The sequence below is a fragment of the Marinobacter sp. MMG032 genome, from assembly GCF_040112695.1.
GTDB classification, from domain to species: Bacteria; Pseudomonadota; Gammaproteobacteria; order Pseudomonadales; family Oleiphilaceae; genus Marinobacter; species Marinobacter salsuginis.
On record NZ_CP157802.1, the window covers coordinates 4019414 to 4031744 of the forward strand.

Annotated in this window: 10 protein-coding genes; 3 read left to right on the forward strand and 7 right to left on the reverse strand. The window is 57.4% G+C overall.

Translation table 11 applies throughout. From position 1 onward, the window contains the following. Positions 1-89: 89 nt before the first annotated feature. The 4 genes from ABNF92_RS18475 to ABNF92_RS18490 form a co-directional block, all read right to left on the reverse strand. Positions 90-854, reverse strand: coding sequence for a DeoR/GlpR family transcriptional regulator (locus ABNF92_RS18475; protein WP_349342958.1), 765 nt, complete (start codon positions 852-854; stop codon positions 90-92). Between the two features lie 107 nt (positions 855-961). After that, positions 962-2212, reverse strand: a complete 1251-nt coding sequence (locus ABNF92_RS18480; protein ID WP_349342959.1) for a substrate-binding protein — start codon at positions 2210-2212, stop codon at positions 962-964. Positions 2213-2389: 177 nt separating this feature from the next. Continuing rightward, complete coding sequence (locus tag ABNF92_RS18485) at positions 2390-3268, reverse strand: aldo/keto reductase (protein WP_349342960.1); 879 nt, start codon at positions 3266-3268, stop codon at positions 2390-2392. A gap of 7 nt (positions 3269-3275) precedes the next feature. After that, positions 3276-5099: an alpha-amylase gene (locus ABNF92_RS18490; protein ID WP_349342961.1), complete on the reverse strand. Its 1824-nt coding sequence runs from the start codon at positions 5097-5099 to the stop codon at positions 3276-3278. A gap of 261 nt (positions 5100-5360) precedes the next feature. Here ABNF92_RS18490 and malE point away from each other — a divergent pair, with 261 nt between their 5' ends. The 3 genes from malE (at position 5361) to malG (ending at position 9116) form a co-directional block, all read left to right on the forward strand. Continuing rightward, complete coding sequence (gene malE / locus ABNF92_RS18495; protein WP_291907115.1) at positions 5361-6560, forward strand: maltose/maltodextrin ABC transporter substrate-binding protein MalE; 1200 nt, start codon at positions 5361-5363, stop codon at positions 6558-6560. A 113-nt stretch (positions 6561-6673) separates the two neighbouring features. Then, on the forward strand, positions 6674-8215 hold the full coding sequence (gene malF, locus ABNF92_RS18500) for a maltose ABC transporter permease MalF (RefSeq protein ID WP_136631844.1): 1542 nt from the start codon (positions 6674-6676) through the stop codon (positions 8213-8215). Positions 8216-8225: 10 nt separating this feature from the next. After that, a complete protein-coding gene (gene malG, locus ABNF92_RS18505) occupies positions 8226-9116 on the forward strand; it encodes a maltose ABC transporter permease MalG (RefSeq protein ID WP_069183322.1) in 891 nt (296 codons plus the stop codon). A gap of 11 nt (positions 9117-9127) precedes the next feature. Here the strand turns inward: malG and ABNF92_RS18510 are convergent, their stop codons facing one another. From ABNF92_RS18510 to ABNF92_RS18520, 3 genes are all read right to left on the reverse strand, one after another. Then, a complete protein-coding gene (locus ABNF92_RS18510) occupies positions 9128-9301 on the reverse strand; it encodes a hypothetical protein (protein WP_349342962.1) in 174 nt (57 codons plus the stop codon). A gap of 186 nt (positions 9302-9487) precedes the next feature. Then, complete coding sequence (malK, locus tag ABNF92_RS18515) at positions 9488-10603, reverse strand: maltose/maltodextrin ABC transporter ATP-binding protein MalK (RefSeq protein ID WP_291907121.1); 1116 nt, start codon at positions 10601-10603, stop codon at positions 9488-9490. Between the two features lie 34 nt (positions 10604-10637). Beyond that, a complete protein-coding gene (locus tag ABNF92_RS18520) occupies positions 10638-12251 on the reverse strand; it encodes an alpha-glucosidase family protein (protein ID WP_349342963.1) in 1614 nt (537 codons plus the stop codon). Positions 12252-12331: the final 80 nt, after the last annotated feature.

Sequence of the window (12331 nt, forward strand, 5' to 3'; positions counted from 1 at the left end):
TCACAGTCCCTGAACGAGCATTGGTTGATGGAACTGATTATGGGGAATGGTGCGGTGTTCGTAAAGGAAAAACGCGAAGAAAAACGAAACTAATCGCCGGTGATGTGAACCTCTACTCCATTTACTTCAAGCAGTTTGCGAATCTTCTCTGGTGGCCGAGCATCGGTGAACAGATGGTCTGCCTGGCCAATGTTCCCCAGGCGCACCATGGCATTTCGACCAAACTTGGAGTGGTCAGCGGCCAGGAGCACTTCAGTAGAGTTGGCAATGATCGATTGGGCAACACGAACTTCCCGGTAGTCGAAATCCAGTAGGGAACCGTCGTGGTGAATGCCGCTGATGCCTATGATTCCATAATCCATTTTGAACTGATTGATAAAATCCACGGCGGCCTCCCCAACGATGCCGCCATCGCGATTACGAACCTCACCGCCAGCAATGATGATGTGGAAGTCTTCCTTCGCCGAGAGGATGGAAGCAACATGGAGGTTGTTGGTGACGATGCTCAGGCCGCGCTTTTGTAGTAGTGCTTTGGCAATGGTTTCAGTGGTAGTGCCAATATTGATGAACATGGATGCATTGTCCGGTATGTGCTGCACAAGTGCGTTTGCAATCCGTTCCTTGGCTTCCAGGTTCATGATTTTGCGCTGCTGGTAAGCAGTATTGGCCGTGCTAGAGTCGACGCCCGCGCCGCCATGGTGCCGGCGAAGCCGATTTTGCCTCGCCAGCTCGTTGAGGTCTCTCCTGATAGTTTGTGGCGTTACGCCAAACTCTTCGACGAGTTGCTCTGTCGTTAAGAATCCGGATGCTTGTATCAAGTCCATGATCTGTTCAAGACGGTGTTTCTGGGACATCCTGGAGCCTTGTTGTTATGTTCGGAATCGAAAGTTTACGCAAACCCTTGGAAAATTCAAAAAAAAGCCCCGCCATTCAGGGCGGGGCTCGCAACGCGTGATTCGATCTAAAGGCTCAGAGGCTTGCCAGCCTCCCGGCGCCGCTCTTCCCATTCTTCCCGGGTCTGGGCTGCCTGATCGCCGGGCATCGAATCGATGATGCTGAAATAATCGGAACTGTATTCGTCAGCGATGATGGTGTTGCGTGGTTTCACTTTCACCACGTACACAGTCTGGATATTCTGGTGATCGAAGTCCCGCCAGTACTGCTCGTCCTTCAGGAACGTGTATCTGTGTCCCTCCAGGGCCCGTATGAGGCGGGCGGTATCGGTGGTTCCGGTACGCTCCACAGCATCCTTGTATTGGTAAACGATGCTGTAGGCAGAGGCCGCAGCGGTGGATGGCCGCATTTCATATCGCGCTGAGAAGGCCTCTACAAATTCCTTGCCTCGCGGGTAGTTCAGCTCGTAGGGTGCGTTCCATACCCAGGGCGAGCCGCCGATAACGCCTTCCATAATGGTGGGGCCCACCTGGCGCGCCATTCCGAGGGTGAGATTGGGTACAACTATCTGCATTTTCTTGGTGAGGCCCATTTCATAGGCGACATTCAGGGCTCGCACCATGTCGTCACCGAAAAGAACCATCATCAGAACCTTGGCATCGCTCGCTTCCGCCTGCTCCAGCGCTTCACGGAAGTCGGTAATCAGTGCTCGGGGGAAAGGCGTTTTCACGCCCTGGTGGCGCTGGGTGTCCTCGGTTCCCGAAAACTTGCGTACCGACTCTTCAACGGACCAGCCCCAGGTGTAGTCAGCGGTGATGTAGAAGTAGTCGTCGTTGGCGTGATTCGTGGTGAGATATTGGCTAAGCGCCTTGGCCGTCATCCAGGCGTTGTAGGGCTCCCGGAACATGTGCGAGTGACCCTCGGCCCCGGTGGTGGCGTTCGAGTAGGTGAGGGTACCGAAGTAAATCCGGTCGCGATCCCGGGCGGCTTTGCCCGAGGCAATGGCAACGGCGCTGGACACGCCGCCGAACACCATCTGGACGCCCTCACGGTCGATAAGCTCTGCGGTGTTTTTTGCGCCCTGAGCAGGTTCGCCACGGGTATTTCTGATCACCAGCTCCAGCTGGCGACCCATGACACCGCCGGCCTTGTTGATTTCGTCAACGGCCAGGAACGCGCCCAGACGCTGTTGCAGGCCCTGATCCTTGTAGCGACCGGTTTGCGGGTAGTTCAGGCCGATTTTCAGGGTCTCGGCATAGACAGTGGAGCTCGCCAGCAACAGCAGGCAAGCAGAAAAGAGTACTTTTCTGATATTCATTCAGGTTGGCCTCCGGAGTTGCAGCGCCAATGGAGGGAGAGGGCTGCGAATCTTTTTTTGATTATTTGTTAAGCAGAGCTAGTGTCAGCGCTGATTATGGAGTCAACAATGGGACCAAAGTGGAATTTTCGGTAACAAATTGTAGGTCAGTGACTTCTATCAACTTTACGATGCCCCTCAGGGCACCGCGGTTTGACGCATTGCCTCCAGCAGGGCGAACCAGAGCGGTCTGGGGAGAGTTGTGCGGGCGCCCTTGAGCGCTGCCTCAATTCTCGCCTCACGCATGGAGCCAAGAACCGGAACAGGGGCACCCGGAAGCTGCCGCAACCACGCGATGGCCAGCCCCGTCGCGCACAGTCCGGTTTCTTCTTTGGCGGTTTGCAGCAGGCTTTCTGGAACCGAGCCGGGCAGGGCACCACCAGCCAGTGGTGACCAGGCAAGCCAGCGCAGGCCATCGCTAAGGTGGGCCTCAAAGGTGCCATCGAACAACGGTGATGCATGGTTGAGTGACAGCTCGCTCTGATTACACACCAGGGGCAGGCGGGTATTTTTCTGAAGCCAGCGCCACTGCTCCGGCAGGAAATTGGATACCCCAATGTGCCGAATCTTGCCAGCGCTGACGGCCTGCTCCAGGGTTCTCGCCAGGGTTTCCGCGTCCAGCAGCGGATCCGGCCGGTGAATCAGGAACGTGTGGATTTGCTCAACCCGCAGCCGGCTGAGAGACCTGTCGATAGCCCCGGAAAAATAGTCTGCTTTGGCCCGATAGTGTTTAGTGGTCCACTGGCTGGTGTCCTGATGGGCAGGCACAATGCCGGCTTTGGAAATAACCTGTACTTTCTGACGCAGTTCCGGTGAGGCCATCAGTGCCTCGCCGAAAATACGCTCACACTCGCCATCGCCGTAGATGTCGGCATGATCGAAGACAGTCAGTCCTTCATCCAGCCTTCCATGGATCCAGTCTGCCAGCCGTGCCGGCTGGCAGAGATCGGCATGGTCGAGCAGACGCATCATGCCGGGAACAAGAGGGGTGTCTTCCAGAAATCTCGAATAACTCATGGTCAGGTCACTTTCTTCCGAACGCAATCACCACCCGGTCATCGCCGTTGGTTCTTGAGAATACATAGGGTTGCTGGCTGATCAACCGGTGCTCGCCTGCGCCGATCGCGGGATGACGCTCGCGGAACTGACCCAGCTTCTGCCAGTGTGCAAGGATACCGGACACCTCCCCATTCTCAATGGCATTCCAGTTCATGTCTGAGCGGGTGCCCTGATGCGGATCCGATCCGGTTGCACCAAATGGACGGCCGGACTCATCACCGTAGAACACTTGAACTGCGCCAGGCGTAAGCATGAGAGCCGCCGCAGCGCGCCTCTGTAGCGCGGGATCATTGCCGGCAATCTGGCTGAAGAGTTTGGTGTCATGGGAAGAGATGTAGCTCATCACATTGAAGTTTTCTTCGCCGTGCAGTTTGCTGGCGTAATCACTGTAGATGGGTTCCATGGCGGGCAGGCATTGCGCGCCGGCCCGGGCTTCTTCCTGCAGGTCGAAGTTGATCACCGCATCGAAGCCGGCATCAAAATAGGCGGTCCTGCGAACCGAATGGGGGAATACCTCTGCAACCATCCAGAACTCCTCGGCCGGCAGGTCGGCGTCGGGATTGCGGCTGCGGTAATCATCCAGGGCGGCCTGGGCCTCCTGTTTGAGCGCCAGCCAGGCCTCCGGCTCTACATGCTTGGCGGTATCCACCCGGAAGCCGTCCACGCCGAATTCCCGGACCCAGTCGGTTAACCAGGTGATCAGGTAATCCCTTACCGAGGCATTGTCCAGTTGCTGGCTTCTGGAGCTGGCTTTGTTCCTCAGAAAAACCGGAAGATCCACAGGCTGGTCGGCCTCGGTCTTGAAATCCGGCAGAAACGCGAGAGAGCCACGCTGGGCATCCACGGAGGCATTCGGTGGCGTGTCATAGTCGGCGATTCCAGCCCGGACCCAGTCTTTGCCCCACCAGTTGCGCCAATCCGGATGGTCGTAATCAATGAGGGCATGGTAGGCGTGGAAGTTTTCCCAGGATTCCGGCTGCCAGTTGCCCCAGCGCTCGGGCAGATGCTTTTCGAATCCCTCGAACAGCGAACCGAACCGGAAGGTTTGCATATCCTGCAGGGTACTGTAGCCCGGATGGTTCATGACCACATCCATGACCACCCGGATGCCTCGCTTATGGGCTTCCTGAACCAGGGTACGGAATTCCTCCCGGGTACCGAAGTTGGCATCCGGGACGGTGAAGTCCAGGGCGTAATAGCCATGGTAGCCGTAGTGCTGGAAATCGCCCCGGTCGCCACCGCCGACCCAGCCGTGCATCTGTTCGAACGGAGGGGTAATCCATAGCGCGCTGACACCCAGCTCCGACAGGTAATCCAGTTTTCGGGTCAGGCCGACAAAATCTCCGCCATGGAAGGTGCCGATTTCGTCCTTGCCGTCGGATTGGCGACCGTAATTCAGGTCGTTGTCTGTCCGGCCATTGGCAAACCGGTCTGTTACGGCGAAATAGACGGTCGCCCCTGCCCAGGTGAACTGGCCCGCCTTGGCGTCGACTGATTCCAGTAACACCAGCCCCTCGGCGTTGGCACCCGGCGCCATGGTTACCTCACCGTCGATAACCCGGGCCGTGTTACCTGTGTAGAAATCCCGGACCAGTGTCCCGTCCGGGAATGCGGAACCGACCGGAATCGTCATTTCGGCTGACGCCGCTTCGCAAAAGACATTGGTATCATTGGCTGAGGGTGGCCCGGCCACAACTGCGGGCTTACCCGGGCCGGAAGCACAACCGGCTGTAATCAGGGCTGAGGCGATGCAAGCTGAGAGTTTCAGGTGTCTGGCGCGAGGGCTCATGGCAAATGCTCCGTTACGGTTTTCATTCTTGTGGATGCCATCAAACCAGACTCCACCCCGGGGTGGTAGAAGGAATTTTCTACGCCCGCCTACTCCCCTCTACTACGCCTCGGGGAATGAAATAAGGGGTGATGCTTATTACCTGGAATTGCCACACAGTGCCAATACTCGCAAAAGAAAGTTTGCGTTGAGTCCGGCCCGACAACCTCGTGAATGGCCGGAAAACAAGAATAAGGCAAGAACATACAGAGGAATCACCTGATGAATCGTCGAACTTTTATCCGCAGCACTCTCGCAGCCTCCATTGTTGCCGCTACCTTCGGCGTCTCCGCGCCGGCCCATGCCGAGATCGAAGAGGGCAAGCTTCTGGTCTGGATCAACGGTGACAAGGGCTATGACGGCCTGCAGGAAGTGGGGGACTGGTTCACTCAAGAAACCGGTATCCCGGTTGAAGTCGCCCACCCGGACAGCGCCACCGACAAGTTCCAGCAATCTGCCGCAACCGGCAATGGCCCGGATATCTTCATCTGGGCCCACGACCGTTTCGGCGAATGGGCCCAGAGCGGCATCATTTCCGAGATCAAGCCGTCCCAGAGTGTGATTGACGCCAACTATGACTTTACCTGGGATGCGGTTACGGTGGGCGGCAAGATGTACGGCTACCCGATGGCGGTCGAGTCTATTGGCCTGATCTACAACAAGGATCTGTTGCCAGAGCCCCCCAGCGCCTTCGAGGACATTCCTGCGGTTCACCAAAAGCTGGCGGAAGACGGCAAGCGCGCCATTCTGTGGGATTACAACAACACCTACTTTACCTGGCCGATGCTGGCGGCAGCTGGCGGATACATTTTTGGTGAAAACGCCGATGGTTCCGTGGATGTGAAGGACACTGGCGTGAATACCGAAGGAGCCATCAAAGGTGCCAAAGCATTGACCCGGCTGATCGAGGAGGGCGTTATGCCCCGCGGAGCCGACTACAGCGCCATGGAGTCCAGCTTCAACAAGGGCGAGACGGCCATGATGATCAACGGACCCTGGGCCTGGGGCAACCTTGAGAAAAGCGGCATCAACTTCGGTGTAACCACCATCCCGACAGTGGATGGCCAGCCCAGCAAACCGATGGTGGGTGTTATGGCCGCGACCCTGAACTCTGCCAGTCCCAACAAGGATCTGGCGGTTGAATTCCTGGAGAACTACGCGCTCTCCGTCAAGGGCCTGAAAATGGTGAACAACGACGTTCCCCTGGGTGCTGTGGCCAACAAGGAATTCATGGATGAACTCTCCTCCGATCCCAATATCAAGGCGACCTTCGAGAATGCCCAGCTGGGTGAACCCATGCCGAACGTACCGGCTATGGGTGCCTTCTGGTCGTCCATGGGGCCTGCCCTGCAAAACATCACCTCCGGACGCCAGTCCGTTGAAGATGCCCTGAACGCGGCAGCACAGCGAATTACCCGGTAACCAAAGGGTAAACCGGTGTCGGAGGGGGGTCCTCCCTCCGACACCGGGCCGCCTGGACGTGCATGAACATTCGCCGTTGCCGACGTGCGACGGTAATCAACGGGCTGACTACAATGATAACGGAAACCCTGTCCTCTCCCGGTATTGAAAGCAGACACTCCATGACCCGAGTATTTCTAAAATGGGGCGCGCTGGCGGCGTTGGTCGGTGCCGCGCTCTACCTCATTCTGGCACTCTACGCCCAGCGTGAGTTTGTCTTCGCTATGCTGTTTCTGGTGCTCACCGCGTCGGCTGTTGCGGTGTTCGTGAGCAAAAAGCTGTACGCGCACCGTTACATTTTTCCGGCCATCGCCGGCATGGGGCTATTCGTCATTTTCCCCCTGATGTATACCGTTGGTATCGGCTTTACCAATTACAGTGCCAGCAATCTGCTGAGTTTCGAGCAGGTGCAGGAAAACCTCCTGAGCCGGACCTATCAGTCAGAAGCGGTTCGCTATGACTATCAGCTCTACAAAACCGACGAAGGCTATGTGTTCTGGCTTGAGGGAGAACACCAGAACCTGACTTCAACACCGGTAAACCTGGATGAGGGCGAGCGCTCGGCACCGGTCTTGCCGGTGTCGGGCAAGCCGCAAGGTGAACCTTTGTCCATTCGCGAGATCATCCAGCTCAGGGGGCAACTCTCGGAACTGACCCTGATCACCGAAGACGGGCGCGAGCTGAGCCAGGCCAGCCTGCGTTCATTCGCGGCGATCCATCCCCAGTTTACGCTGCATGACAATGGGAGCCTGACCAATAACCAGACCGGCGTCACTTATTTCCCGGACCAGGAAACCGGCTTCTACCGGGACGCCGATGGTAATGCCTTGTCGCCTGGCTGGACGGTCAATATCGGCTGGGATAACTATCTCAAGGTGGTCACCGATCCTTCCATACGCGGGCCATTCTTTGAGATCTTCGTCTGGACGCTTTCGTTCGCAGTTGCCACGGTTGTCTTTACCCTGGCTCTGGGGCTGCTGCTGGCCAACCTCCTGCAGTGGGACCAGATTCGGGGCAAGGGCTTTTACCGCACCATGCTGATCCTGCCTTATGCGGTGCCGGCCTTTATCTCGATTCTGGTGTTCAAAGGCTTGTTCAATCAGAACTTCGGTGAGATCAACCTGGTTCTCGAGGGCCTGTTCGGTATTCGTCCGGACTGGTTCAGTGACCCGGCGCTGGCCAGAACCATGATTCTGATCGTGAATACCTGGCTTGGCTATCCCTATATGATGCTGCTGTGCATGGGGCTTCTGCAGGCTATCCCCCGGGACCTGTATGAAGCCTCGGCCATGGACGGAGCAGGGCCGGTGAACAATCTGTTCAATATCACCCTGCCGTTGATCATCAAGCCGCTGATGCCGCTGCTGATTGCCAGCTTCGCATTCAACTTCAACAACTTTGTCCTGATTGCACTGCTGACCGGGGGCGCCCCGGACATCATCGGCGCGAGCACGCCGGCAGGTACCACCGATCTTCTGGTGAGCTACACCTACCGCATTGCGTTTCAGGACTCCGGACAGAACTTTGGTCTGGCCGCCGCTATTGCCACTGCAATTTTCCTGGTGGTGGGCGCGTTGTCCCTGATCAATCTCAAACTGTCCAAGATCAAGGTGTAAGGAGCTTCTTATGGCCATGGTTGAACCCCGCTCCACCAAATACCGCGTGCTGGCATCCCACCTGGGGATGCTGGCGTTCATCGCGATCATTCTGTTCCCGTTGTTGATGGTCATTTCCATCTCGTTCCGCAGCGGTAATTTTGCATCCGGCAGCCTGCTGCCGGAGAACCCTTCCCTCGAACACTGGTACCTGGCGCTGGGTATTCCCTACACCGGAGAAGATGGTGTGACCACTCAGCCGCCGTTTCCGGTACTTCTATGGTTGTGGAATTCGATCAAGATCGCCGTTGTTTCGGCGGTGCTGATCCTCGCACTTTCTACAACCAGTGCTTACGCCTTTGCGCGCATGCGTTTCGCCGGCAAGGGATTTGTCCTGAAATCGATGCTGATTTTCCAGATGTTCCCGCCGGTGCTTTCCCTGGTGGCTTTGTACGCTCTGTTCGATCAGATCGGCAATCACGTGAGCTGGCTCGGGTTGAATACCCACGGTGCGGTCATCGTGGCCTCCCTGGGTGGCATGGCGTTGCATATCTGGACCATCAAGGGCTACTTCGACTCCATTGACCGCTCCCTGGAGGAGGCCGCTATCGTGGATGGCGCCACCACCTGGCAGGCCTTCCGCTACATCCTGCTGCCACTTTCGGTGCCGATTCTGGTGGTGGTGTTCATCCTGGCGTTCATCATGACCATCATGGAGTACCCCATGGCGTCGGTGCTTCTGGTGGACACCGATAAGCTGACCCTGGCGGTAGGTGCCCAGCAATATCTGTATGAACAGAACTACCTGTGGGGCGATTTCGCGGCAGCGGCGGTTCTCTCCGGTCTGCCGATTACCGTGATCTTCCTGTACTGCCAGAAGTGGATTGTCGGCGGACTCACCGCCGGTGGTGTGAAAGGGTAGGCGACTTCTCTTTACGCGATCCCAGCGTCTTCCAGCGTTAGCTTTCGCGACCCGGTCAGGTTAATTCCCCCCTGCTGACCGGGCTTTTTTTGTCTGTCGATCCTGATGTTGCCAAGACCTGGATGCATGATTTGCCGCACATCGGCCGGGATCGTATTGGCAAAACACGCTGTTAATACGTCCATGTAAGCTCGGCTCCGCCATCCATGGCTCCGCACGGTTTTGCCAATACGATCCCGGCCGATGCACTCTCTCGGGAGATTGTTCTCAAGCAAAGAAGCTTGGAATGTTAGTGATCGACAGAGTTGTGGTGTTTGCTAACGAGGTGGAGAAAAGGGGCCCGTCTAGGCCCCTGAGGGAGTCAGTGGGAATCAGAAATCGATGCAGGGCTCTCGGTAGAGACGGGGGCAGGCGTTACCGTCTTGGCGGAACAGGTGGCATTTGTTGGCGTTCATGCCCAGGGTCATTCGGGCGCCTTCCTGAATCGGGTTGGAGCCGTCGGTGCGCATGGTGATAACGCCTTCAACGTTATTGACGTCCAGGTGCACCAGGGTCTGGTAGCCCAGGCGTTCAACCACGTGCACTTCCCCTTCCAGATACATGTCGGCTTCCTGATCTTCGCTCAGGTGTTCCGGGCGAATGCCAAGGGTGACGGATTCGCCCTCGGAGAGCTCGGCACCGTTTACCGGCAGTTCCAGTCGGTGGTCACCCGGCATGACGATGGTGACGGACTGGCTGCTGGCGGAAGCAACGGTGCAGTCAATGAAGTTCATCTTGGGTGAGCCGATAAAGCCGGCGACAAAACGGGTGGCCGGATAGTGGTACAGCTCCATGGGCTTGCCCACCTGCGCGATGGAACCATTGTCCAGGGCAACGATTTTGTCGGCCATGGTCATGGCTTCTACCTGGTCGTGGGTTACGTACACCATGGTGGCGCCGAGGCGTTTGTGCAGGCGGGAAATTTCGATGCGCATCTGGACCCGCAGGGAAGCGTCGAGGTTTGACAGCGGCTCGTCAAACAGGAAGACCTCCGGTTCCCGGACGATGGTCCGGCCAATTGCCACGCGCTGGCGCTGGCCGCCGGAGAGGTCCTTGGGCTTGCGCTCCAGGAGCTTGTCCAGTTGCAGCAGGTTGGCGGCGTCCTGGACCCGACGGTTGATTTCGGTTTTGTTGGTCTTGGCCAGTTTGAGGCCAAACGCCATGTTCTCTGCCACGTCCATGTGGGGATAGAGGGCATAAGACTGGAACACCATGCCCACTTCCCGTTCCTTGGGTGGCAGGTTGTTAACCCGGTCGTTGCCGATGTACATGTCGCCGGAGGTAATGTCTTCCAGGCCTGCGATCATGCGCAGCAGGGTGGACTTGCCGCAGCCAGAGGGCCCGACAAAGACCACGAATTCTCCGTCCTGAATGTCCAGGTTTACGTCTCGGGTAACCTGGACTTCGTCATAGCTCTTGCAGATATTGCGTAAAGTGACGCTGGCCATATCTCGTGTCTTCTTGTTTGGTCATTGAATAATGTCAGAGCCGGGCGATGTCGATGCCCCAGGGCCCGAGTGTCAGATCCTTGCCGTGCCACTGGCCGCCCACGAAATCCGGAGTATCCGGTTCAGGCGTGCCGGCGCCGGGCATTGGAATGGTGACGGCGCTCTCGCTCAAATTCAGTGCCACCATCACGGTTTCATCACCCAGACTGCGGGTGTAAACCAGGGTATTCTTCGGGCTCTTGCTGAACTCGATGTCCCCTTTGAGCAGGATGGGGTGGTCTTTTCTCCAGCCCAGGAACGCCCGGTAAGCGGCGAGCACGGAATTGTCCTCGGCGTGCTGGACAGCGACAGCGGCGTTGTAATGATCATCATAAACCGGCAGCCAGGGACGCGCATCGGAGAATCCCGCATGGGACTCCTCGTGATGCCATACCATGGGCGTGCGGCAACCATCCCGGCCCTTGTATTCCGGCCAGAAGGTAATGCCGTAGGGATCGACAAGATCTTCGTATTGCAACTCGGCTTCCGTCAGGCCCAGTTCTTCACCCTGGTAGATGCAAACGCTGCCGCGCAGGGTCAGCAACATGGCCATGTAGGCCTTGAGCTGCTGCTCCGAGGTTGCGTTCCAGCGAGTGGCCACTCGGGCGACATCGTGGTTGCCGATGGCCCAGCAGGGCCAGCCGTCGGTCAGTTTGCCCTCAATGGTGTTCACGGTCTTGTGGAAGAAATCCGCACCGTGCTGTTCTGTCAGCAGATCGAAGGAATACGCCATGTGCAGCTTGTCGCCACCGCTGGTGTAGTCGGCCATGGTCTGTAGGGAATTGTCGTCGCCGATTTCGCCCACAGTCGTGGTGCCCGGGTACTGGTCCAGCAGGGCACGAAGGCGCTTGAGGAAGTCGATGTTCTCCGGTTGGGTCTTGTCGAACTTGTGGAACTGGTAGGCGTAGGGGTTTTCTTTGCGCACGCCAATTGAGCCTTCTGCCACCGCCTTGCTGGCAGGGTTGTCCCGCAGCTTGGGGTCGTGGAAGCAGAAGTTGATGGCATCCAGGCGGAACCCGTCCACACCCCGGTCGAGCCAGAATTTGACGTCCGACAGAACCTGCATCTGAACCTCGGGGTTGTGGAAGTTCAGGTCCGGTTGGCTGGTCAGGAAGTTGTGCAGGTAATACTGCTTTCGGCGGCTGTCCCAGGCCCACGCCGAGCCACCAAAGACAGACAGCCAGTTGTTTGGCGGCGTACCATCGGATTTCGGGTTGGCCCATACGTACCAATCAGCCTTGGGGTTGTCACGGCTGGCACGACTCTCCACGAACCAGGGGTGTTGATCCGAGGAATGGCTCAGCACCTGATCGATCATGATTTTCAGGTCCCGCTTGTGGGCCTCGGCGATCAGCTCGTCAAGATCCTCGAGCGTGCCGAAAATCGGGTCCACATTGCGGTAGTCCGAGACATCATAGCCAAAGTCTTTCATCGGTGAGGTAAAGAACGGAGACAGCCAGATAGCGTCCACGTTCAGGCTGGCAATGTAGTCCAGCTTGGCGGTGACCCCGGGCAGGTCCCCGATACCATCGCCATTGGAGTCGTAAAAACTTCGCGGATAAACTTGGTAAATGACGGCGCCACGCCACCAGTCCGGGTTCTTGATCATGTAGCCTCGCTTGTACTTCTGGCGGTGAGAAGTTGTTATTGTTGAAAGTGGTAATCGCATTCCACCCAAATAGACTCGAT

Coding starts and splice junctions, on each gene's coding strand:
- ABNF92_RS18510 (WP_349342962.1), bottom strand. CDS start 9,301: ATGGACGTATTAACAGCGTGTTTTGCCAATACGATCCCGGCCGATGTG.
- ABNF92_RS18475 (WP_349342958.1), bottom strand. CDS start 854: ATGTCCCAGAAACACCGTCTTGAACAGATCATGGACTTGATACAAGCA.
- ABNF92_RS18520 (WP_349342963.1), bottom strand. CDS start 12,251: ATGATCAAGAACCCGGACTGGTGGCGTGGCGCCGTCATTTACCAAGTT.
- malF (WP_136631844.1), top strand. CDS start 6,674: ATGATAACGGAAACCCTGTCCTCTCCCGGTATTGAAAGCAGACACTCC.
- malG (WP_069183322.1), top strand. CDS start 8,226: ATGGCCATGGTTGAACCCCGCTCCACCAAATACCGCGTGCTGGCATCC.
- malE (WP_291907115.1), top strand. CDS start 5,361: ATGAATCGTCGAACTTTTATCCGCAGCACTCTCGCAGCCTCCATTGTT.
- ABNF92_RS18490 (WP_349342961.1), bottom strand. CDS start 5,099: ATGAGCCCTCGCGCCAGACACCTGAAACTCTCAGCTTGCATCGCCTCA.
- ABNF92_RS18480 (WP_349342959.1), bottom strand. CDS start 2,212: ATGAATATCAGAAAAGTACTCTTTTCTGCTTGCCTGCTGTTGCTGGCG.
- ABNF92_RS18485 (WP_349342960.1), bottom strand. CDS start 3,268: ATGAGTTATTCGAGATTTCTGGAAGACACCCCTCTTGTTCCCGGCATG.
- malK (WP_291907121.1), bottom strand. CDS start 10,603: ATGGCCAGCGTCACTTTACGCAATATCTGCAAGAGCTATGACGAAGTC.